At 71.9% G+C, this 22,577-nt stretch carries 15 protein-coding genes; 9 read left to right on the forward strand and 6 right to left on the reverse strand.

The window, feature by feature from the left end:
• Positions 1-14: 14 nt before the first annotated feature.
• Both ACFRFH_RS14140 and ACFRFH_RS14145 read right to left on the reverse strand, forming a co-directional pair.
• Positions 15-1,274: an ABC transporter ATP-binding protein gene (locus ACFRFH_RS14140; RefSeq protein ID WP_382463636.1), complete on the reverse strand. Its 1,260-nt coding sequence runs from the start codon at positions 1,272-1,274 to the stop codon at positions 15-17.
• Positions 1,275-1,277: 3 nt separating this feature from the next.
• Entirely contained in the window at positions 1,278-2,204 is a 927-nt protein-coding gene (locus tag ACFRFH_RS14145) for an ABC transporter permease (RefSeq protein WP_382463637.1), read from the reverse strand.
• 188 nt (positions 2,205-2,392) lie between these two features.
• On the opposite strand from ACFRFH_RS14145, the gene ACFRFH_RS14150 reads away from it, so the two are divergent.
• Positions 2,393-4,300 (forward strand): glycosyltransferase, encoded by a 1,908-nt coding sequence (locus tag ACFRFH_RS14150; protein ID WP_382463638.1) that lies wholly within the window; start codon positions 2,393-2,395, stop codon positions 4,298-4,300.
• 14 nt (positions 4,301-4,314) lie between these two features.
• Here ACFRFH_RS14150 and ACFRFH_RS14155 read toward each other — a convergent pair whose 3' ends face one another.
• Positions 4,315-5,718, reverse strand: coding sequence for a hypothetical protein (locus ACFRFH_RS14155; RefSeq protein ID WP_382463639.1), 1,404 nt, complete (start codon positions 5,716-5,718; stop codon positions 4,315-4,317).
• Positions 5,719-5,753: 35 nt separating this feature from the next.
• Here ACFRFH_RS14155 and ACFRFH_RS14160 point away from each other — a divergent pair, with 35 nt between their 5' ends.
• The 6 genes from ACFRFH_RS14160 to ACFRFH_RS14185 all read left to right on the forward strand — a co-directional run bounded on the left by ACFRFH_RS14160 (position 5,754) and on the right by ACFRFH_RS14185 (position 17,149).
• Complete coding sequence (locus ACFRFH_RS14160) at positions 5,754-7,580, forward strand: glycosyltransferase (protein ID WP_382463640.1); 1,827 nt, start codon at positions 5,754-5,756, stop codon at positions 7,578-7,580.
• 106 nt (positions 7,581-7,686) lie between these two features.
• Positions 7,687-10,176 (forward strand): glycosyltransferase, encoded by a 2,490-nt coding sequence (locus ACFRFH_RS14165; protein ID WP_382463641.1) that lies wholly within the window; start codon positions 7,687-7,689, stop codon positions 10,174-10,176.
• 148 nt (positions 10,177-10,324) lie between these two features.
• A complete protein-coding gene (locus tag ACFRFH_RS14170) occupies positions 10,325-12,757 on the forward strand; it encodes a hypothetical protein (protein WP_382463642.1) in 2,433 nt (810 codons plus the stop codon).
• A gap of 27 nt (positions 12,758-12,784) precedes the next feature.
• The gene (locus ACFRFH_RS14175; protein WP_382463643.1) at positions 12,785-14,449 is read left to right on the forward strand and encodes a DUF2142 domain-containing protein; all 1,665 of its coding nucleotides are present in this window, start codon (positions 12,785-12,787) and stop codon (positions 14,447-14,449) included.
• Positions 14,446-15,972 carry a DUF2142 domain-containing protein gene (locus ACFRFH_RS14180; RefSeq protein WP_382463644.1) on the forward strand — a complete coding sequence of 509 codons (1,527 nt, stop codon included), beginning with the start codon at positions 14,446-14,448 and terminating at the stop codon, positions 15,970-15,972. The genes ACFRFH_RS14175 and ACFRFH_RS14180 overlap by 4 nt, the downstream gene beginning before the upstream one ends.
• Positions 15,965-17,149, forward strand: coding sequence for a glycosyltransferase family 4 protein (locus ACFRFH_RS14185; RefSeq protein WP_382463645.1), 1,185 nt, complete (start codon positions 15,965-15,967; stop codon positions 17,147-17,149). The genes ACFRFH_RS14180 and ACFRFH_RS14185 overlap by 8 nt, the downstream gene beginning before the upstream one ends.
• Here ACFRFH_RS14185 and ACFRFH_RS14190 read toward each other — a convergent pair.
• From ACFRFH_RS14190 to ACFRFH_RS14200, 3 genes are read right to left on the reverse strand one after another with little or no spacing between them, the layout of a single operon-like run.
• Complete coding sequence (locus ACFRFH_RS14190) at positions 17,125-18,207, reverse strand: glycosyltransferase family 4 protein (protein WP_382463646.1); 1,083 nt, start codon at positions 18,205-18,207, stop codon at positions 17,125-17,127. The two genes, ACFRFH_RS14185 and ACFRFH_RS14190, sit on opposite strands and share 25 nt — an antisense overlap.
• Positions 18,208-18,212: 5 nt before the next feature.
• Positions 18,213-19,364 (reverse strand): hypothetical protein, encoded by a 1,152-nt coding sequence (locus ACFRFH_RS14195; RefSeq protein WP_382463647.1) that lies wholly within the window; start codon positions 19,362-19,364, stop codon positions 18,213-18,215.
• A gap of 2 nt (positions 19,365-19,366) precedes the next feature.
• Positions 19,367-20,311, reverse strand: a complete 945-nt coding sequence (locus tag ACFRFH_RS14200) for a glycosyltransferase family 2 protein (protein WP_382463648.1) — start codon at positions 20,309-20,311, stop codon at positions 19,367-19,369.
• A 118-nt stretch (positions 20,312-20,429) separates the two neighbouring features.
• Here ACFRFH_RS14200 and ACFRFH_RS14205 point away from each other — a divergent pair, with 118 nt between their 5' ends.
• Together ACFRFH_RS14205 and ACFRFH_RS14210 are read left to right on the forward strand one after the other, a co-directional pair.
• Positions 20,430-21,596: a glycosyltransferase family 2 protein gene (locus tag ACFRFH_RS14205; protein WP_382463649.1), complete on the forward strand. Its 1,167-nt coding sequence runs from the start codon at positions 20,430-20,432 to the stop codon at positions 21,594-21,596.
• Positions 21,596-22,573 carry a glycosyltransferase family 2 protein gene (locus tag ACFRFH_RS14210; RefSeq protein WP_382463650.1) on the forward strand — a complete coding sequence of 326 codons (978 nt, stop codon included), beginning with the start codon at positions 21,596-21,598 and terminating at the stop codon, positions 22,571-22,573. The genes ACFRFH_RS14205 and ACFRFH_RS14210 overlap by 1 nt, the downstream gene beginning before the upstream one ends.
• Positions 22,574-22,577: the final 4 nt, after the last annotated feature.

Raw genomic sequence — 22,577 nt, forward strand, 5'->3', positions numbered from 1 at the left:
CGGAGTGTGCAGTCTCAGGCACTGAGCCCGGACGGCACCTCCGCCTCGGCTCCGACGACGGCCGCGGACGCGTCCAGCCGGACGATGCCCGAGCCGATGTCGTACGGCGCGATCTCGAACGTGGAGGCGGGCGTCATCCGGTCGAGCGACGTCCCCGCGACCTCCTCGAGGCTGCCTCGCACCGAGTAGGTCCCGGCGCCGAGCGCGTTGCGGTCGATCACGAAGTCCACCTCGTGGAGGCCGGGCTCGGCGGGGATCGTCGTCTCCAGCATCTTGGTGTTGAGACCGTAGACGCCGAGACCGGTCGCGGTCTCGATCGCGATGCCGGCGGCCAGCGGCTGCTGCGGCGCGGTGACGCGGTAGCGGTAGCGGATCACCAGGTCCGACGCGGGCTCGAGCAGGATGGCCTCCGACTTGTCGGCCGGCTCGCGCGAGGTGTCGACGACCCCGGCCACGCGGGGCAGCGCCACGATGCTGTCGATGGTCGCCGTCTTCGGGGCGACCATCGTCGGGTGGGCGGCGTCGTGGTCGATGCGCTGCTGCTCGAAGCCCTGGCGGAGCACGCGCAGGCCCTCGGTGGGGCTGCCGTCGTGGATGAGGTGGCCGTGGTTGAGCACCACGACGCGGTCGCAGAGGCGGCCGACCTGCTCGGCGGAGTGGCTGACCAGCACGATCGTGCGGCCTTCGCGCTGGAACTCCTCGATCTTGTCCATGCACTTGCGCTGGAACGGCTCGTCGCCGACGGCGAGGACCTCGTCCACGAGCAGCAGGTCGGGGTCGACGTGCACCGCGACAGCGAACGCCAGTCGCACGTACATGCCGGAGCTGTAGAACTTGACCTGGGTGTCGATGAAGTCCTCGATGCCGGAGAAGTCCACGATGGCGTCGAAGTACATGTCGGTCTGCTTGCGGGTCAGCCCGAGGATCGCCGCGTTGAGGTAGACGTTCTCGCGCCCGGTCAGGTCGGGGTGGAAGCCGGCGCCGAGCTCGAGGAGCGCGGCCATCCGGCCACGGCGCGACACGGAGCCGGAGGTCGGCTCGATGATGCCGCCGATGACCTTCAGGAGCGTGCTCTTGCCCGAGCCGTTGTGGCCGACCAGGCCGACCGTCGAGCCCATGTCGATCTCGAGCGAGATGTCGCGGAGCGCCCAGAAGTCGTCACGGTGCTTGCGCGACGCGGAGAAGTTGAGGATGCGCTCCTTGAGGGACTTCTCCTTGTGCATGACGAAGCGCTTCGAGACGTCGTCGACGCGGATCAGGGGGATGTCGGTCACCGGTCAGATCTCCTGCGCGAAGTTGCCCTGAAGCCTGGCGAACGCGCGCTGCGAGAGCCAGAGGAGGATGAGGCTGATGCCGAGCGTGATGACGAGGCGCAGCCCGAGCTGGCTGGGCCAGACCTGGGCGGTCGCGCCGGCGCCCTCCAGGCCGCCGGCCCAGAGCGCCTTCTGCATGCCGATGACGGCGATGGTGACGGGGTTCGCGAGGTAGAGCTGCTCGATCCAGTTCCCGTGCAGTGCGTTGTGCACGAAGGTGTACGGGTACACGATCGGCGAGGCCCAGAACAGCACCAGGAGGGCGATCTCGACGAAGTGCTGCGTGTCGCGCAGGTAGACGTTGACCGCGGAGAGCACGAGCCCGACCGCAGTGGCGAACACCACCAGCATGACCACGGCGAGCGGCGCCAGCAGCAGGTTCGGTCCCCAGGGGAAGTGCGAGATGACGACGATGGCGATGATCAGCACCACCATCTGCACGAGGAAGTTGAACAGCGCTCCGCCCACGGAGCTGAGCGGGAAGATCTCACGCGGGAGGTAGACCTTCTTGACGAGGCCGCCGTTGCCGAGGATGGAGCCGGTCGTCGAGGAGACGATCTCCGAGAACAGGCCCCAGATCGTGAGCCCCGTGAAGACGAAGATCGCGAAGTCCGGGGTGTTCCGTGCGGCGCCCAGCACCTGCCCGATGGCGAAGTAGTAGATGAGCAGCTGGATCAGCGGGCGGACGAGGCTCCAGACCAGACCGAGGGAGCTGTCCTTGTAGCGGGCCTTGATCTCGCGCTTGACCAGGAGCCAGAGCAGCTCGCGGTGCGCCCAGATGTCGGCGATCGAGCGACCGCTCCCACGGAAGAACCCCTGCTTCTGACTGATCGTCTGGAAGGGGGTCTCCTCGATGGAGAGCGCTCGGAGCTCTGCTGCGCTGTTGCTCATCGGATGTATGACCGTCTTTCGTCGAGACGCTCGGGTAGGGAGTGCGTCTGTCGTTTTAACGAACGTCATTGTAACCACTGCGGTTGCGAGATCGACGAGGGCCACGTACACGCAAGCTGGGTAGTATGCCCGACGTGCGCCTGGGGTTGGCGCTTCGGGGATTATCGGGGGCAGTTGGGATTGTTGGCGTGGGTCTGATTCAGAAGTCGAAGAACACGGTGAAGGTGATCGCCAAGCGCGGTCTGGAACGGGCGGGCGTCGACCCGGCCGGGCTCCGCAGGAAGCCGCCGCGCCCGGAGATGCCGCGCCCCGCCTTCCGCTACGCCAACGGGCTCAGCACCGAACTGCCGATCTCCGCCGCCGAGCAGTGGCTGTCGGAGGAGGGCGTCCCGCTCGTCGTCGCCGTCTACGGCACACTCACGCCCGACCAGGTCGGCTGGGTGCGTGAGCTGCGCGCACTGCTCCCCGCGCACGTCCTGCTGCCCGCGGCGGCCGCTCCGATCCTCGCCGATCTGGACCCCGTGGTCTACACCACCTGCGAGTTTCTACAGGCGGACGGCACCACCCGGTTCCGTGACGTCCTGCGCTGGGTGCAACGCCACTGGCGGCAGTGCGACCTGCTGCTGGTCGACGCGGACGCCGGGACTCCGTCCCCGCTCGACGTCCTCCGGCTGCAGCATGCGGCGTGGACGTACGACCACGACCGGGAGGTCGGGATCGCGACCCCCGCCTACCTCGTCGACGGCGTGGTGCACCCCGGCTTCGACTACGACCGCGGCCGCGGGGAGTTCGCCTCCACCGGCAGCCCCCGCCACGATCTCGGACAGGACGCCATCCCGCGCTACTCGCTGACCGCGCTCGCGCACGGCACCCTCATCCGCTCGTGGGCGGTGGACGTCGTGGTCGCGCGCAGCACCGACGCCGAGCTCGCCACGACCATCGACGACGACGTGTCGCTGTTCGTCGCGCGCGCCTGGCAGCAGAACATCCGCACGCTGAGCTACAGCCCGGTCCGGCTGGCGCGGGCCTCGCTGCCGACCCCGGCCGTGACGGACGTGCACCGCGGGTGGCTCACCGACCGGCGCGTCACCGGGGAGGACGGCCGGCGGCGCATCATCTTCGTGCTGAACGCGACCACGATCTCCGGGGGCATCCGGGTGGTGTTCGAGGAGGCCGAGGGTCTCGCGGTGCGTGGCTTCGATGTCGAGATCTGGTCGCTGGAGAACCATCCGGAGTGGACGGAGCTCGCCATCCCGGTCACCACCTTCCGCAACTACTTCGACCTGCTGATGGCCCTGCGCGACGAGGAGGCGATCAAAGTCGCCACCTGGTGGGAGACACAGCAGGTGGTCTGGCTCGCGAGCGTCGTCACCGGCATCCCGGTGAGCTACGCGCAGGAGTTCGAGACCTGGTTCTACCCCACGCAGGCCCTGTCGCGGGCGGCCGTCGCCTCCAGCGCGCGCCGCGAGTTCGACCTGCTGACGACGGGCTCGTACCAGGCGGAGGAGTTCGCGGACATCGGCGTCGACTCCACCCTGATCCCCGTCGGCTACGACCCGCGGGTGTTCCACCCGCTGACCCGCGTCGAGCGCAGGGACGACACCGTCCTGGCCCTCGGCCGCTCGTTCTTCCAGAAGAACTTCGCGATGACCGCCGAAGCCTGGCGCTCGCTCGGCGACGACCGGCCGCGGCTGCAGCTCTTCGGGTACGAGCCCGACCTCCTCGTGGACGAGCGCGTCCACTACGAGCTGCGGCCGTCGCACCGGCGCGTCAACGAGCTCTACAACGAGGCGACGGTCTTCGTCCTGACCTCGATCCACGAGGGCTTCGGCCTCCCGCAGCTGGAGGCGATGGCGGCCGGCTGCCCGGTGATCGCGACGGACTCGCACGGCAACCGGGATTTCTGCGAGGACGAGGTCAACTGCCTGATCGTCCCGCAGAACGATCCGGACGCGCTCGCCGCGGCCATCCGCCGGCTGTTCGGCGACCCCGAGCTGCGCCGCCGGCTCAGCGAGGCGGGGCTGAAGACTGCGGAGCGCTACACCTGGCCCGTCGTCACCGACGAGCTGGCGGAGTACTACAACACGGTGGAATAAGCCGGGGCGCCCCGCTATCGCGCCGGGCGCACCAGCCGCAGCACGCGGCGCTTCGCCTTCGCCCCGACCGCCCAGGCCCTGCTCCGCCGGACGGTGGCGCGCCAGCCCGTCGGCGGCGACGCGGCGACCTCCGGGAGGGCGTCGGCCGACACGCTGGAGAGCAGGGTCGGCTCCGGGTACTCCCGCAGCGAGCCGAGGATCAGGTCGCGCAGCGGCTTCGTGGTCGCGGACCAGCGCCACTCGTCGCGGATGGCCGCGATCCGTTCACGCATCGCGGCCGCGGTCTCCCGGTCGGTCGCGATCGAGCGGATCGCGTCGGCCGTGGCCGCCACGTCGCCGATGGGCGTCGCGACGCCGAGCCCGGCGCGTTCGATGTAGTCGGCGAACCAGTCGCCCTGCGAGACCACGCTCGGCAGGGTCGCCCAGAAGTGGTCGAGGATGCGGGTGCGGAACGAGTAGTGCGTCTCGAGCGAGTCCCGATGCGCCGAGATCGCGAGGTCGGCGTCGAGGAGGTAGTCGGCGCGCTCGCCGGCGGGCACCCACTCGTCGAGGAAGATCACGGACGTCCCGAGCACGCCCAGCTCGGCGGCGACGGCCTGCGCCCTGGCGACCGCGGGAGGCCGGCCGATCGTCGCGTTGGGGTGCACGGTGCCGTAGAAGACCAGCTTGTAGCGCGGGTCCTCCTCCGCCAGCGCCGCAATGGCCCGGATCGGCGTCTCGGCGTCGAACCAGTCCCAGATCCCGCCTGCCCACAGCACGACGATGTCGTCGTCCGTGATGCCGTGCTGCCCGCGCAGCCCGTGCCGGGCCTGGACGGGCTCGTGCTCCTCCATGCCGAACGGCGCGAGGCCGATGATCGCATCGAGCGGCCGCGCCTCGAGCGTGCTCGGCAGCAGGCCGCCGGCGGCCATGATGTAGCCCAGCCAGTAGTCGCGCTGGCGTTCGTTGGACGCGACGAAGTAGGAGCCGGCCTGGGCGCAGAACCGGAAATACTTGAGCAGTTCGCGGTACTCGCGGTCCTTGCCCACCGCGTCGCTGAAGCCGCTGATCACCTCGGCGCCGACGGTCTCCACCGGCAGCGCGTTGTAGAGGTCGAAGACGAGCCGCACGTTGCGCTCCACGGCGAGCCGGGCCACGTTGGTGTCGATGAACTGGCAGAACACGACGTCGGAGGCCGCGATCAGCAGCTCCAGCTCCTGGCGCGAGGAGTACGAGGTCACAGTGACGCCGGGGGCGTCGACCTCCACCGCCACGCTGCCGGAGACCCCGAGCGCGAGGGTGACCGCCATCTCCGGCGCGAGCGACCTGGCCACCGCGACCGCGCGCATGCCCGGGCCGGCCATCCGCTTGCCGACGACGTCGCCGGCGACCACGAGCAGCCGGGGCTCGCCGACGCGCGAGGGGGCTGTCTGTACCATTGATAACCGACTCTCTCACTCAGCGCTTGGATGTCATGAATCGCACCACGATCAGCTCTGCCGCACGATCGATCGCCACCCGGATGCCCGCCGGCCTGAAGGACAGGCTGCGGAAGCCCCTGGCCGATCGCTCGTTCCAGACTAATACGCACGGCCTCCACGTCGACCCCGCCGTGCTCGCCTGGACGGCGGCGAACCGCCGCCCGGTGAGCATCGTCATCCCGAGCTACAACGACGTCCCGCTGCTGACCGAGTGCCTGGCGAGCGTCGCGGAGACGGCGGCCGGCTTCGACTACGAGGTGATCGTGGTCGACGACTACTGCGAGCCGGAGAACAGCGCGCGCCTGCGCGAGCTGGAGTCCGAGCGCGTGCGGATCGTGTTCAAGGAGCGCCGCATGGGCTTCGCGGTCTCGGTGAACGTCGGGATGGCGCAGGCGAAGCACGACCTCGTGCTGCTCAACTCCGACATCGTCGCCCAGCCCGGCTGGCTCGACGCGCTGCAGTTCGCCGCGTACGGGCGCGATCCGGCCATCGGCCTGGTCAGCCCGAAGCTGGTGTATCCGGACGGGCGCATCCAATACGGCGGCACCTACTACGCGCGGGTGCTCGCACCGCAGTGGTTCGGGCACCTCTACGTCGGCAGCGCGGCGACCCGGCCGCTCGCCAACGTCGCAGGCTACAACCGATCGATCTCCGGCGCGTGCGTCTACGTGCGCCGGGAGGCGTACGAGGCCCTCGGCGGCCTGGACGAGACGTACTGGCTCGGCTTCGAGGACGTCGACTACGGGCTGCAGGCGTGGAGCGCGGGCATCCGGTGCTGGTACGAGCCGCAGTCGCTGCTCATCCACCACGAGTCGGCCTCCCGCGGCTACAGCCAGGGCGCGCGCGAGCTCGCCTCGATGCGGCACTTCTGGCGCCGCTGGCGCGGGCTCTTCCTGGAGCGCACGGTCGAGGAGCCGCTGCGCGCCGACGTCGTGCTCAGCCCGGCCGCCCCCGCCTCCTGGCGCCGCTACGTTCGCGAGCAGGTGGCCGCGCTCACCGCGGCCGGTCTGGAGACGCGCCTGCACGAGCAGGCGGCGACCGGCGCCGACGAGGAGCTCGTGGCGCTGCTCTCCGCAGAGCCGTCGCTCGTCGTCTGCGCCGACTGGGGTGCGGCGGAGACCGTCTGGCTGTCGACGCTGGCGGCCGGCAAGCCGATCTACCTGCTGCCGGGCGTGGAGAGCGGCGCGTATCCTGCCGACCCCGCCCTACAGATGTCGATCGTCGCCGGCTACCGTCCCGAGTTCGACTACATCGCACCCAACCGCTGGACGGCGGACCAGCTGCGCGCCGAGACCGCCTGGGAGGTGCGCCACCGGGTGGTCCCCGCCCTGACGCTTCCCGAGCCGGTGGCGGGGGAGGCGTCCCCGGTGCCGCTCATCGTCACCGTCGGCCTCGACGCCGCAGGGCGCGCCCGGCTGGACGGCCTGGTCTACGCGCGGGGCGCCCGCGTCGAGCACCTGACGGAGGCCGACGTCGTTGAGGACGCGGCCCGGCTCGCCGCGCTGCGCCCGGCCGTCGTGATCGCGCTCGGCGAGTTCGCGCACAGCGCCGTCCCGCTGTCGCTGATGGCCGCGGGCGGCGCCTTCGTCGGCGCAGCGAACCCGCGCACAACCTGGGAGGTCCTGGACGGCTACAACGCCCTCCTGGTCGACCCGGGGTCGGACGAGGCGCTCGGCCGGGCGCTCGACGACCTCCTCGGCGACGCGACCCACCGCGCGGAGCTCGCGGCCAACGGCCGTCGGTCCGCGGAGCGCGCCGCCGCGCTCGCGCCGCAAGAGCTGCTCGGCGCGCTGCGGAGCATCGCGCGCGTCCCGGTCTGACCGCGGAGCGGACCCAGGTTCGCCCGCGGGGTGGCCGCTAGACTTTCCGGCGGTCGCGCCACGGCCTACAGTCGGGCGCGATGCCGGACGAGAGGAATGTGACCGGATGAAGAAGCGCCGCCCTGGTGTCGTGTCCGTCGTGCTGGTGAACTTCCGAGGCGCGGACGACACGGTCGAGAGCGTCGCGGGCCTCCGCGCCCTCGACTGGCCCGCCGACCGGCTGGAGATCGTCGTGGTCGAGAACGGCTCGGGCGACGACAGCCTCGAGAAGCTCCGCGCCCTCGGCGACGACATCGTCCTGATCGACTCCGGCGCCAACCTGGGCTTCACCGGAGGCTGCAACCTCGGCGTCGCGTCGGCGACCGGCGAGTTCATCGCGTTCCTCAACAACGACGCGCGCCCCCACGCCGACTGGATCAGCGCGGCGATCGACACCTTCGCCGCCGGCCGCGACATCGGGGCCGTCGCCAGCAAGGTCCTCGACTGGGAGGGCGAGGAGGTCGACTACGTCGACGGGGCCATCACCTGGTACGGGATGGGCTACAAGCCGCACGCCGGCGAGAAGGACCGCGGGTCGTGGGACGTCGAGAAGGACGTGCTCTTCGGCACGGGCGCCGCGATGTTCATCCGCGCCGACGTCTTCGACGCGCTGGGCGGCTTCGACGACGACTTCTTCATGTTCTACGACGACGTCGACCTGGGCTGGCGGCTCAACCTGCTCGGCTACCGGTTCCGCTTCCAGCCGGCCTCGCTGGCGTACCACAAGCACCACGCCACCATGAAGAAGTTCGGGAACTTCCGCGAGGAGTACCTGCTGGAGCGCAACGCCCTCTACACGCTCTACAAGAACCTCGGCGACGAGCTGCTGGACGACACCCTCGCCGCGGCGGTGCTGCTCGCGGTGCGCCGCTCGGTCGCCCGCGGCGGCCTCGACTCGGCCGCCCTCGACCTCCGCAACCCGGGCGGCGACGACCAGCCGGCGCTCGAGGTGTCCAAGTCGACGATGGCCGGCGTGTTCGCCATCGACCGGTTCGTCGAGCTGCTGCCGCAGATGACGGACAAACGCAACGCCATCCAGGCGAGCAGGGTGCGCAGCGACCGCGCCCTGCTGTCGCTGTTCGGCAAGGTCGACGAGCCGGCGTACCCGATCGACTCCTACCTCGACGGCTATGCCAAGATCGTGGGCAGCATGGACGTTCTCGCAGGTACCGACCGACGCCGCGTCCTCGTCATCACCGGGGACCCGATCGGCCAGCGGATGGCGGGGCCCGCGATCCGCGCCTGGCACATCGCCGAGGCGCTCTCCGACGAGCACGAGGTGCGCCTGGTGTCGATGACGTCGGTCGAGCGGCTCGACGCCCCCTTCGAGCTAGCCACGGTCTCCCACCACCGCCCGTCGACGATGGCGCCGCACGAGAAGTGGGCGGACGTGATCGTCTTCCAGGGCAACGCCCTGGCGCTGTTCCCCGCGCTGGCGAAGTCGAACAAGATCCTCGTGGTCGACGTCTACGACCCGATGCACCTGGAGCAGCTCGAGCAGGGCCGCGGCAAGTCGTTCGGCCAGTGGAACACCCAGATCGACGACGCCACCCGCACCCTCAACCAGCAGCTGGAGCGCGGCGACTTCTTCCTCTGCGCCAGCGAGCGGCAGCGGCACTTCTGGCTGGGCCAGCTCGCCGCCCTCGGCCGGATCAACGCGTTCACCTACTCGCGCGACTCGGAGCTGGACTCGCTGATCGCGATCGCGCCGTTCGGGATCAGCGGCGCCGACCCCGTCCAGTCGCGGCACGCGATCCGCGGGACGGTCCCCGGCATCGGGGCCGACGACAAGGTGATCGTCTGGGGCGGCGGCATCTACAACTGGTTCGACCCGGAGACCCTGATCCGCGCCGTCGCACGGGTCGGCGAGCGGCACAGCGACCTGCGGCTGTTCTTCATGGGCGTCAAGCACCCCAACCCGGACGTGCCGGAGATGGAGGCCGTGAGCCGCTCGCGCGCGCTGGCCTCCGAGCTCGGGCTGCTCGGCAGCTCGGTGTTCTTCAACGAGAGCTGGGTTCCGTACGAGGAGCGCCAGGACTACCTGCTCGACGCCGACCTCGGCGTCTCCACGCACTTCCAGCACGTCGAGACGACCTTCTCGTTCCGCACGCGCATCCTCGACTACCTCTGGGCCGGCCTGCCGATCGTCACGACCGAGGGCGACTCCTTCGGCGACCTCGTCGCCGCCCAGGAGCTCGGCGCGTCGGTCCCCGAGCGCGACGTCGACGCGCTCGCGGACGCGCTCGAGCGGCTGCTCTACGAGGCGGGCCCCCGCGAGAGCGCGCGGGCCAATGTGGCGCGCGTCCGCGAGGAGTTCCGCTGGAGCCGCACGCTGGCGCCGCTCGTCGAGTTCTGCCGCAACCCGGTCCCCGCGGCCGACCGCGAGCCGTCGAAGGCCTCGGGCGGCGCCGTCCGCAAGGTCACGATCACGCCGCGCACCGGGCTGCGCCGCGACATCGACCGCGCGGCGTACTACCTGCGCGAGGGCGGGGTCTCCGCGGTGATGGAGCGGTACAAGGCGCGCTCGGAGCGCCGGAAGCAGGCCGGCTCGGCCTGAGCCGTGTCACCCGAACCGGGGGTGCTCGATCCGGCGGCTGGGCGTGTACAAACGCATGTATTTCGCCGGAAGCGGAATATGGTGGAACAAACGTTCCATCCTGCGGGTCTCACTGGGGCCATTCAGCTCACCGGGTAGGAGTACCGGAATGCCTCCGAAACGCATCGTGGCATGCGCTGTCGCCCTCGTCCTCGCCGTCTCGGCGGCGCTGGTCGGCGGTCTGAGCCAGCCCACGCCTGCGCACGCGCTCGACGGCTCGCAGTTCGATCCCGGCGAGATCATCTCCGACGCCAACTTCTACGACTCCGCCGCGATGACGCAGGCGGACATCCAGGCCTTCCTCTCCAGCAAGGCCGGCTGCGGGAACAGCCAGTGCCTCACCTCGGGCCAGTTCCCGACCTCCAGCAAGGCCGCGGACGCGATGTGCCAGGCCTACGCCGGAGGGGGCACCGAGTCCGCGGCGGCCATCATCTTCAAGGTCCAGCAGGCGTGCAGCATCAGCGCCAAGGTCATCCTCGTCACGCTCCAGAAGGAGCAGGGCCTGGTCACCACGTCATCGCCGACCACCAACCAGATCTACAAGGCGATGGGCTACGCCTGCCCGGACACGTCGGCCTGCGACACCACGTACTACGGGCTGTTCAACCAGATCTACAGCGCAGCCCACCAGCTCGTTCGCTACGGCAACCCGCCTGGCACCTCCAACTACTTCACCTGGTTCCCCGTCGGCTCGCCCGTCGCGGTGCGGTACAGCACCACCCCGCCGCCGGACTGCGGCGCCCCGGTCATCACCATCAAGAACAAGGCGACGGCGGCGCTCTACTACTACACGCCGTACCAGCCCGATCCGGCCGCGCTCGCCAACCTGTACGGCGTCGGCGGGGCCTGCTCGAGCTACGGCAACCGCAACTTCTGGGTCTACTACAACCAGTGGTTCGGCGACCCGGTCGGCGGCGGGAACCCGTTCGGCAACATCGAGCTGCTCAAGGGATCGCCGGGCAAGGTCCAGGTGTCCGGCTGGGCGATCGACCCCGACACGTCCGCGCCGATCACTGTGCACGTCTACGTCGGCGCCGTCGGAACCCCGGTCCAGGCGAACCTGACCCGCTCCGACGTCGCCGCCGCCTACCCGGGCCTCGGGACCCAGCACGGGTTCAACGCGACCGTACCGGTCACGCAGAGCGGGCCGCAGCAGGTGTGCGTCTACGCGATCAACGTCGGCTCGGGCGGGAACACCGTGCTCGGCTGCCAGACCCTCACCCTCTACGGCGGGTCGCCGTTCGGGTCGATGGAGGCCGCGACCCAGAACGCCGACGGCACCGCGACGGTTGCGGGCTGGGCGATCGACCCCGACGTCACGACGCCGATCACCGTCCACCTCTACGTCGACGGGGTGGGCGTGGCCTACACCGCGGACAAGGTGCGGGCGGACGTCGCCGCGCTCTACCCGGACTACGGCGGAGCGCACGGCTACCAGCTCAACACCCCGGTCCTCTCCCCGGGACCGCACACGATCTGCGTCTACGGGATCAACACCGGCGCCGGCGCGAACGCCTCGTTCGGCTGCCAGGACGTCGTGCGCCCCGGCGCGATCCCCGAGCAGGGCCGGGCGCCGGTGGGCGCGCTCGAGTCGATCACGACCCAGGGGTCGACGATCAGCGCGAGCGGCTGGGCCATCGACCCCGACACGGCGTCGCCGATCAAGGTGCACGTCTACGTCGACAGCACGGGCACCCCCTTCACGGCCTCCGGCCTCCGCGCCGACGTCGCCAAGCTGTACCCGGACTACGGTCCGGCGCACGGCTTCTCCGCACAGGTCACCTCGCCGATCGGGCCGCACAACGTCTGCGTGTACGCGATCAACACCGGTGCGGGCGGGAACACCCTCCTCGGCTGCAAGCAGGTCGTGGTCCAGGGCACGGTGACCGAGCAGGGCCGGCCGCCGATCGGCAACCTCGAGAACATCTCCGTGGCCTCCGACGGGACCGTCAGCGTCTCCGGCTGGGCGCTCGACCCCGACACCGTCGCGTCCATTCCTGTGCACGTCTACATCGACGGCGCGGGCACGGCGCTCACCGCCGACGGCACCCGTGCCGACGTGGCGCGCGTCTACCCGGCGTACGGATCGTGGCACGGCTTCTCCGCTCAGCTCAAGGCCGGCGGCGGCAACCACACCGTCTGCGTCTACGCGATCAACACCGGCGCGGGCGGAAACGTCGTGCTCGGCTGCAAGGGCGTCGCCGTGCCGACGGTGATCGCCGACCAGGGGCGTCCGCCGATCGGCAACCTCGACTCGGTGCAGGCCGTCGCCGGCGGCATCCGCACCACCGGCTGGACGATCGACCCGGACACCGTCGCCCCCATCACGGTGCACATCTACGTCGACGCGACGGGCGCCCCCTACCAGGCGGACAGGCAGCGGTCGGACGTCGGCGCGATCTACCCGGTGTACGGGGCGTCGCACGGGTTCGACCAGACGATCACGGCCGCGCCGGGGACGCACACGGTCTGCGTCTACGCCATCAATACCGGGCCGGGAGGCAACGTTGCGCTGGGATGCAGGTCGGTTCTCGTAAGCTAAGTGCCGACCATAACCAGAAAGTCGTCTATGTCCCGCTTCCTGTCCTCCGTCGGCGCGCGCCCGTGGCTGTCCGGCCTCCTGGTGTTCCTCGGCCTCGCGCTCGCCTCCGGCGCCTGGGCGGTCTCGACCCCCCTGGGGGCCAGCCCCGACGAGCCGTCGCACATCATCAAGGCCGCCTCGGTGGTGCGCGGCGAGCTGATCGGCGCCACCACGAACGAGCCGGCGACCACCAAGGTCACCGTGCCGGGTGACCTCGCGAACGCCCGCAAGTGGCCGTGCTTCGCGTTCCAGCAGGACAAGCCGGCGAGCTGCCAGGGCGTCTTCTCGAGCGGACCCGACGCGACGGCGGAGACCTCCGCCGGCCTCTACAACCCCGTGTACTACACGCTCGTCGGCTGGCCCAGCCTGCTGACCGACAACGCCAAGGCAGCGGTCTTCGGGATGCGCGCGATGGGCGCGATCCTCTGCTCGGCGTTCCTGGCCCTCGGCTTCGTCGCGCTGCGGCGCCTCGGCATCCCGTTCTTCGCGGGCATCGTCACCTTCGCCGTCGCCACGCCGATGGTGCTGTTCCTCAACGCCTCCGTGAACCCCAACGGGCTGGAGGTGGCCTCGGGCGTCGCCCTGCTCTCGCTGCTGCTCGCCCTCGTGCGCGGGGAGGGGTCTGCGGGGCGCGGGCTCCTGTTGACGCTTTCGGTGGTCAGTGCGGCCATCCTGGCGAACATGCGCGGGCTCTCGCCGCTCTGGGTCGCCATCATCGGCGTCATCGCGCTCGTCGGAGCGCGCCCCGGCCGGCTGCCCGAGCTGCTGCGCCGCCCGAGCACCTGGGTGGCGCTCGGCGGCATCGCGGTGACGACCGGCTTCGCCATCGCCTGGATCCTCGGAACGAACACCCTCAACGCGATGGGCACCTACCCGGGCGCCGGCACGACGCCGTGGTACTACGCGTTCGTGACGATGGTGCTCAACCGCTCGATCGACCCCGGCTTCGTCGGCGTCTTCGGCTGGCTCGACACGTTCCCGCCCGGCTACGTCGTGGCCGTCTGGGGAGCGCTCGCCGGCGGCGTCGCGCTCGTCGCGCTCGTGATCGCGCGGGGACGCCTCCTCGCCGCGTTCGCCATCGCCGCGGCCGCGCTCGTCCTGGTGCCCGCCGTGACCCAGGCCGGCTCGGTGATGCACTCCGGCTACATCTGGCAGGGCCGCTACGCGCTGGTCGCCTACGCCTCGCTCGTCATCGTCGGCGGCCTGGCGCTGGCGGAGCGGTTCGACCGCGGCGTGCTCGCCTCCGTGTTCCTCCGCCGGGCGACCTGGACGGTGGCCGTCGTGGTCGTCAGCGCGCAGCTGCTGGCGCTGGCGTTCACCACGAAGCGGTACTCGCTGGGCGTCGACGTCGAGTGGTTCAGCTTCTTCCGGCACCCGGGCTGGCTCCCGCCGGGCGGCGCTCTGATCTGGCTGATCGCCCTGGTGGTCGGCCTGGCCGTCGTCGCGGTCGGCTGGCGCGCCGGCACGCTCGCCGCTGTGACCGGGGCCGCAGCGCCCGGCAGGGTGGAGCGCGACAGCGCGTCGGAGACCGCTGAGCGTCCGGAGACTGACCGTCCGGAGACCCCTGGCGAGCCGGAGGCCGACGAGCCCGAACAGGATCGCGACGACGCGCGGTCGGAGACCCCGTCCACCGACGCCCTGCCCGCTCGGTGAGCGCGGGGGCGGGGCCGGCGCGGCCCTGGCTGGTCTTCGTCCTGGCGTTCGCCCTCTACGCCGCGATGGCGTCCGTGTGGGCGCTGGCGTCGCCGGTCTACGCCGTCCCGGATGAGAACGCGCACGCGGTGAAGGCGATCGCGCAGGTGCGCGGCGAGCTCGTCGGGCACCGCGAGCCCGGCGTGCGGCAGCTCGTGATGGACCTGCCGAAGGAGTACTCCTACTCGCCCCAGCTGCTCTGCTTCGCGACCCACCCGGAGGTCCCCGGCGACTGCGGCGTGGCGGTCGGCAGCAGCCAGGGCAGCGACTGGGCGGCGACCTGGGTCAGCACCTACAACCCTCTCTATTACTACCTCGTCGGCTGGCCGAGCCTCCTGTTCGGCGGCCCGGCCGGGATCTTCGCGATGCGCCTGGCGAGCGCCCTGCTCGGCGCGCTGCTGTTCGCGTGGGGCGTGCAGGCGGGGATGGCGTCGCTGCGTTCGCGGTTCGTGCCGCTGGCGCTGGCCTTCGCTGCGATGCCGATGGTCGTCTACCTGACCGGGGCGGTGAACCCCAACGGAGCCGAGATCCTCGCCGCCGTGGCGCTCGTTCCCGCCCTGCTGAGGCTGCTGGAGAGCCACGATCCGCTCGCGCCGCCGCCCACCCTCTCCCGCCGGTACCTCTGGCTCGTCGTCACGGTCTCGGCCGTCCTGCTGGCAAATGTCCGCGCGCTCGGCCCGCTGTGGCTGGTGCTGGTCGTCGCGCTCTGCCTGCTGGCGGTGGGCTGGCGGGCGACCCGCAGCCTGTTCACGACGGCGCGCAGCTACGTCTGGCTGGCGATCATCGCCGCCGGCAGCGTGTTCTCGATCGGCTGGACGCTGTCCGGCGGCAGCCTCTCCGGCCAGGCCGAGCGGGGCGACGCGCCGATCGTGGGCGCGGGCTTCCTGCAGGGCGCGGCCTACATGGTGCGGGCGACGCCCACCTTCGCGACGCAGGCGCTCGGCTACTTCGGCTGGTTCGACGCCCCTCTGCCCGGTTTCGCGTTCTGGCCGGCGATCGCCGCCCTCGCGGTGCTCGTCGTGCTGGCGTTCACCGCCTCGCGGCGCCGCGACGTCCTGACGCTCGCCGTGGGGGTCGTCGCCGCCTTCGCCGTCCCGGTGGTCGTGCAGGCATACAGCGTGCACCAGACCGGGGTGATCTGGCAGGGCAGGTACGGGCTCTTCCTCGACCTCGCCGTGCTGCTGCTGGCCGGCTGGATCCTCTCGCGCGACGGAGGGGACCGGCTCGCGTTCGCCGCGGGGCGCCTGACGGTGGTCGTCGGCGCGCTCGTCGCCGTGTTCGCCTGGCTGTCGCTGTTCTACGTCCTCCGCCGCTACGTCGTCGGCAACGGCAAGCCGGTCGGCGCGATGCTCAAGGCGCCGCAGTGGCAGCCTCCGCTCGGCTGGCCCACGCTGCTGGTGGCGTTCGCACTGCTGGCTGCGGCGTTCGTCGTGTTCCTGTGGTGGCTCTGGCGGTCGGCGGAGCGGCGGGCCGTGGATGCCTGAGCCGCACCGGGACGGCCCGCTGCGGATCGCCGTCGTCTACGACTGCCTCTACCCGGTGAACACCGGCGGCGGCGAGCGGGTGTACCGCGCGATCGCGGAGCTCCTCGTCCAGCGCGGCCACGCCGTCGACTACCTGACCCGGAGCCAGTGGGAGGCCGGAGCGGCCCCGGCGACGCCGTTCCGGGTGCACTCCATCTGGCGCGGCGAGATCGCGACGGCGGACGGCACCCGGACGACCGGGGCGGCGCTCGGCTTCGCGGCCGCCGTCTTCCGCGCGCTCGTCCGCCGGCGCCGCGACTACGACCTCGTCCTCGTGAGCGCGCTGCCGCCGCTCAACGTGCTCGCCGCGCGCCTGGCGCTGCTCGGCTCCCGGGTGTGGCTGGCGGCGGACTGGCTGGAGGTCTGGCCGCTGCGCAAGTGGCGCGAGTACTCCGGGCTCCTCGTCGGCGGTCTCGCGTGGGCCGTGCAGTCGCTCGGGCTGCGCGCGAGCGACGAGGCGACGGTCAACAGCCGGTTCACGCTGGAGCGCGCGCACCGCGGCGGCCTCGACGCGCCCAAGGGACTCGTGCTGGGGCTGCTCGACCTCGTGCCGGAGGCCGTGGCCGTTGCCACGCCCGCGCCGGAGGTCGAGCCGGGGAGGGTGTTGTTCGCCGGCCGGCACATCCCTGACAAGCGGCTCCCGACGCTGCCGGCCGCGCTGCTGGTGGTGGCGCGCGAGCACCCCGGCGTCCGCCTGGTGGTCACCGGCTCCGGCTCCGAGACCGGCGCGCTGCTCGCCGCGGCGGCCGAGGCCGGCGTGGAGGTCGACCTCCGTGGCCGGGTGACCGACACCGAGCTGGAGACGCTGATGGCGACCGCCGCGGTGCTGGTGAACCCGTCGCGCCGCGAGGGTTTCGGTCTCGTGGTCGCGGAGGCCGCCGCCCACGGCACCCCGAGCGTCGTGGTGGCGGGGGAGGACAACGCCGCGGCCGAGCTCGTCGCCGACGGCGTCAACGGCTACGTCGCGGCGTCCACCGCGCCGGAGGAGCTCGGCGCCGCGATCGGCCGCGCCCTCGACGACGGCGAGGCGCTGCGCACGAGCACCCTGGTGTGGTTCCGCGACGCCAGGGCGTCGTCGCGGCTGGACGCCTCCGTCGACGCGCTGCTGGCCCGCTACCGGGCGGCCAGGACGCGCTGAAAGACCTCCAGGGTCCGGCGGCTCGTCCGCTCCCAGGAGAACCCGCCGGCGCGGTTCAGGCCCTGCTCGGCCCGCTGCGCGCGCTGGTCGGGCGACTCCCACAGCCGCGCGATCGCGGCGGCCCACTGCGCCGTGTCGGTCGGCGGGACGAACACCGCCGCGTCGCCGGCCACCTCGCGCAGCGGAGGGATGTCGGCGCAGACGACCGCGGCGCCGCGCGACATCGCCTCCAGCACGGGGAGGCCGAACCCCTCGAAGCGCGACGGCACGACCACCAGGGCCGCCCGCGCGTAGAGGGCCTCCAGCTCGGCCTCCGACACCCAGCCGACGAAGTCCACGTCGCCCGCGATGCCCAGCCGGCCGGCGAGCAGGCGGAGCGGGTCGCCCTCGGCCCCTCCCGTCACGACGAGGCGGGGACGGGCGGCGGGGGCGAGCCGGGCGTACGCCTCGAAGACGGTCTCGACGTTCTTGTGCGGCATCCGGTTTCCGACCGTCAGGACGATGTCGCGCGCCCCGGACCCGGTCGCGGCCTGCGCGGTCGCCCGCCCGGCCAGCGGGATGGCCGTGACCCGCGACGGGTCGACGCCGAGCACGCGGACGATGTCGGCGCGGGAGGCCTCGCTGACGGTCACCACCTCGGCGGCGTTGCGCGCCGCCCTCCGGATCATCCAGCGCAGCACGCCCGCGTACCGGCCCGGCACCCACTCCGGGTGCACGAACGGCAGCAGGTCGTGCACGGTCAGCACCACGGGGACCGGCGCGCGCAGCGGGCCGACGTTCGCGGGGCTGTGCACCAGCGCGGCGCCCGTGCGGCGGACCCAGCCGGACAGCGCCGTCAGCTCCCCGCGCGCCCAGGCCACGCGGTTCTCGCCGCTGACGCCCGAGCGGACCAGCTCGCCGGGGAACCAGCCGAGGTCCAGCCCTTCGGCCTCGCGGGAGATCAGGCCGGCGAACTCCACGTCGCCCGGCGGCATCGCGCTGTAGAGCTCGCGGACGTACGACTCCATCCCGCCCTTGCCGCCGGTGAGGAACAGCAGGTCGACGAGGATGCGCGGCACGCCGGTCAGCCTATCCCGCCCGCGCCGAGCGCAGCGGTGCGGCGGCGGCGCGCGACCTCGTACGTCGCGGCCTGCAGAAGCTCGCCGAGCAGCAGCACCCCGAAGATCCAGGTCAGCTGGCCGGACGGGACCACGGCGAGCGTCACGCCGAAGGTGACGACCGCGACCGAGGCCCGCAGGATCGTGAGCAGCTTCGCCTCGCCCATCCGCCGCAGGCTCGCGAACGGGATGGTGGTCGCCAGTGACGCCGCGCGCCAGAGGCAGGCGGCGATCAGCGGCACGAGCGTCGCGCTGATCGTCCAGTTGCTGCCGAACACGAACCCGAACACCCCCAGCAGCTCGCACACCACGATCACGACCAGCGCGCCGAACGTCGCGGCGGCCGACAGCAGGATGTCGAGCGGGGCGTGGTGCTTGAGCAGCCGGAGGCGCATGAAGTTGAGCGGGATCGCGAGCAGGCCGGAGACCGTCGAGATGGAGGCGAACAGCACGGCGTGCAGCGGCCCGAGCAGCCCGAGGATCGCCGTGTTGAGCAGCGGATAGACCCCGCCGGTGATCCCGACGTCGGCGACGACCCAGGCCATGACGCGCGGCTCCGGGGCGGAGGCGACGTGCGAGACGGGCATCGAGCGGACGATGGTCGCGCCGACGATGCCGGCCACCAGGGGGATCATCGCCCACGGCGCGCCGGCGAACCCGGCGAGCACGCCGACCAGGGCCCCGGCCCCGACCGAGAGCGCCGCCCAGAACTCGCGGCCGTCGAGCCGCTCGGCGACCGACACGCCGCGCCCCACCTCCAGCGCCGCGACGAGCACCGGCAGGGCGATGCACACGACGACGGCCGAGTGGTAGCCGATCGCCACCGCGACGGCGGCGAGCAGCGCGAGCGCGGCGAGCCAGCGCGGGAACGTGACGCGGCGGGCCGTTCCGGCCGAGCTCAGCCGCGACTCGACGACGACCGCGAAGGTGAGCTGCCCCGCGAAGGTGGCGAGCATCGCGGCGACCGAGATGGCGCCCTGCTCGGGCAGCGTGAACAGCCGCGACGCGATCGAGATGGTCGCCGGCGGGATCACCGCCAGGGACACGCCGCCGACGAGCGTCACGAGCGACATGGCCGCGCGACGCAGGGTGATCTCGGGAGGGAGGTCGTCGGTCACGCTCACGCCTTCCGGTCCGACACGCGCAGGCGCAGCGACGCGACGAACCCGATCGAGCGGTCGACGCCGGGTACGCGACGGGCACGCCGGTCCGCACGGCCTCCCGCGCGCCAGCCCGCGATCCGGCCGGTGGTCGAGGCGAGGTCGCGCGAGAGCACCAGGTCGCCCGCGCACACGATGAGCTCGGTGACGAGCGCACGCAGGCCGTAGCGCCCGCTCAGCACGCCGTAGGCGCGCAGCAGGTAGCCGCGGCCGAATCCCGCCCTACGGCGCTGCGTCGCCGAGCCCCGCCCGGAGGTGGCGCCACCCAGGTGCACGCCCCGCGCGTCCGGGACGGCGACCGTGGCCCAGCCGGCGGTGCTCAAGCGCAGGGCGAGGTCCAGCTCCTCGCCGTACATGAAGATCCCCTCGTCGAGCACGCCGACCTCCTCCAGCGCCGAGCGCCGGAACGCGGCGACCGCGCCGTACGGGCCGAGCAGCCGGTGGCCGCCGCCGGAGAGGGCCTCCTCGACCGTGGCGCCGGCCGAGCGCACGAAACCGGCCATCGTCGGGTCGGCGGTCAGGCCGTAGGCGTCCACCCGGCCGTCCGGCTTGGTGAGCAGCGGGACGGCGCTGCCCGCCCGGGGCGCGGCCTCCAGGGCGGCCGCGAGGGACTCCAGGAGGCCGGGGTCGGCCTCGACGTCGTTGTTCACCAGGACGACGATGTCGCCCGTGCCGTGCCTGATCCCGGCGTTGCACGCGGCGGCGAACCCGCGGTTCTCCGGCAGCACGAGGAGCTCGGCCCACGGCTGCGCCGCGGCCAGCCGGGCGGCGCTGTCGTCGGGGCTGCCGTCGTCCACCACGATGACGCGGGACGGCACGGTCTGGGCCGCCAGAGAGTCGAGACAGGCGCTGCTGAGCCGCCAGTTGCCGTAGACGGGTACGACGACGTCGATGGCTGGGGTCACCGGCGCGTCATCCTGTTCACGACACCCACTATCGCATCTCCCGCAGCCTGTCGGGTCTGACCCGCAGTACCACGTAGGATTCGAGGTGTCTATCCGTCTGCCAGAGAGCCTTGAACACATGCAAACCGTGGACACCGTCGAACTGTCGATCGTGATGCCATGCCTCAACGAAGCCGAGACGCTCGCCGTCTGCATCGACAAGGCCCAGTCCTACCTGACCAGGAGCGGCGTCTCCGGTGAGATCATCGTCGCCGACAACGGCAGCACGGACGGCTCCCAGGCGATCGCCGAGGCACACGGCGCCCGCGTCGTCAACGTCTCCCAGAAGGGCTACGGCTCCGCGCTGATCGGCGGCATCGCAGCGGCCCTCGGCACGTACGTCATCATGGGCGACGCCGACGACAGCTACGACTTCTCCGACCTCGACGCCTTCCTCGAGCGCCTCCGCGCCGGCGACGAGCTCGTGATGGGCAACCGGTTCCGCGGGGGCATCGCCCCCGGAGCCATGCCGCCGCTGCACCGCTACCTGGGCAACCCGGTGCTCTCGAACATCGGCCGGCTGTTCTTCCGCTCGCCCATCCGCGACTTCCACTGCGGCCTGCGCGGGTTCTCCCGCGAGTCGATCATGCGGCTCAACCTGCAGACCTCCGGCATGGAGTTCGCGAGCGAGATGGTCGTCAAGGCGTCGCTCGAGGGCCGGCGCGTGAGCGAGGTGCCGACCACCCTCAAGAAGGACGGCCGCTCCCGGCCCCCGCACCTGCGGAGCTGGCGCGACGGCTGGCGGCACCTGCGCTTCCTCCTGATCTACAGCCCGCGCTGGCTCTTCCTGGTTCCCGGGACGGTCGCGTTCCTGCTCGGCGTGCTCGGCACGTTCCTGCTCAGCCTCGGCCCGCTGATGATCGGCGACGTCGGGCTGGACATCTCCAGCCAGGTATACCTGGCGGCGCTCGCCGCCGTCGGCTACCAGGGGGTGCTGTTCGCGATCCTCACCAAGATCTACGCCCAGCACGAGGGCTTCCGAATACCGCGCAGCAGGAACTTCGACCGGCTGGAGCGGCGGATCAGCCTCGAGTCCGGCGCCGTGGCCGGGCTGATCCTGTTCCTGCTCGGCCTCGCGATCGCCGTCGTGCAGTTCGGGCTCTGGGCCGGGACCGGGTTCGGCGCGATGGACGCGTCCATGACGCTGCGCGTGGCGATCCCCGCCGCGCTGCTGATGATCCTCGGCGCGCAGACGATCATGGCCGGCATGTTCCTCGGAGTGCTGTCGGTCGGCCTCAAGCGCTGATGCCGGCTGCCGCGCTGAGCGTCGCGCTCGCCACCTACAACGGCGCGCGCTACGTCGGGGAGCAGCTCGCCAGCATCCTCGGCCAGGTGCCTGCGCCGGCCGAACTGGTGATCGCCGACGACGGCTCCGCCGACGGCACGGTCGAGGTCGCGCTCGCCGAGGCGGAGCGGCACGGCGTGCGCCCGACCGTGCTCGGTCCGTCGGGGTCCGCGGGAGTCACCGCGAACTTCGAACGGGCGGTGACGGCGACGACGCAGCCGCTCATCGCGCTCAGCGACCAGGACGACCGCTGGCATCCCGGCCGGGTCGCGCGGCTCGTCGCGCACTTCGACGCCGACGACGCGCTCCTGCTGCTGCACACGGACGCCCGCCTCGTCGACGCCGAGGGCGTCCCGCTCGGTCGCACGCTCTTCGAGTCGCTGGAGGTCGGCCCCCACGAGTTCGCCGACGAGGAGGAGGGGAGGGCGTTCCACGCCTTCCTGCGCCGCAACCTGGCGACGGGGGCCACGGTCCTGTTCCGGCGGTCCCTGCTCGATGCCGCGCTGCCGTTCCCGCGCGAGTGGGTCCACGACGAGTGGCTCGCGGCGATCGCGGCGGCGACCGGCGGGGTTGCCGTCGTCCGCGAGGCGACGATCGACTACCGGCAGCACGGCGCCAACGAGATCGGCGTCGCCGCCCCGACCCTGTCCCGCAAGGTCGCCCGTGTGCTGGAGCCGCGCGGCAGCCGCAATCGCGACCTGGCCACCCGGTTCGCCATCCTCGCGGACCGGCTGGCGGCACTCGGCGCGCGGGTGCCGGCGGAGTACCTCGACGCCGCACGGTCCAAGGCCGCGTTCGAGGCCAGGAGGGCGGCGCTGCGCCCCAATCGGCTGCTGCGGGTCGTCCCGGTGGCGCGGCTCGCGCTCAGCGGCGCCTACGGCCGCTATGCGAGCCGTGGCAGGGCCGACATCCTGCGGGACCTCGTCCAGCCCTCCTGAGCCC

It is taken from the genome of Leifsonia sp. NPDC056824 (genome assembly GCF_042789575.1).
GTDB lineage: Bacteria > Actinomycetota > Actinomycetes > Actinomycetales > Microbacteriaceae > Leifsonia.

Bases quoted from the DNA above. Each gene is read 5' to 3' on its own strand.
- ACFRFH_RS14160 (WP_382463640.1), top strand. From the start codon at position 5,754: ATGAATCGCACCACGATCAGCTCTGCCGCACGATCGATCGCCACCCGG.
- ACFRFH_RS14205 (WP_382463649.1), top strand. From the start codon at position 20,430: ATGCAAACCGTGGACACCGTCGAACTGTCGATCGTGATGCCATGCCTC.
- ACFRFH_RS14165 (WP_382463641.1), top strand. From the start codon at position 7,687: ATGAAGAAGCGCCGCCCTGGTGTCGTGTCCGTCGTGCTGGTGAACTTC.
- ACFRFH_RS14185 (WP_382463645.1), top strand. From the start codon at position 15,965: ATGCCTGAGCCGCACCGGGACGGCCCGCTGCGGATCGCCGTCGTCTAC.
- ACFRFH_RS14175 (WP_382463643.1), top strand. From the start codon at position 12,785: ATGTCCCGCTTCCTGTCCTCCGTCGGCGCGCGCCCGTGGCTGTCCGGC.
- ACFRFH_RS14170 (WP_382463642.1), top strand. From the start codon at position 10,325: ATGCCTCCGAAACGCATCGTGGCATGCGCTGTCGCCCTCGTCCTCGCC.
- ACFRFH_RS14145 (WP_382463637.1), bottom strand. From the start codon at position 2,204: ATGAGCAACAGCGCAGCAGAGCTCCGAGCGCTCTCCATCGAGGAGACC.
- ACFRFH_RS14155 (WP_382463639.1), bottom strand. From the start codon at position 5,718: ATGGTACAGACAGCCCCCTCGCGCGTCGGCGAGCCCCGGCTGCTCGTG.
- ACFRFH_RS14210 (WP_382463650.1), top strand. From the start codon at position 21,596: ATGCCGGCTGCCGCGCTGAGCGTCGCGCTCGCCACCTACAACGGCGCG.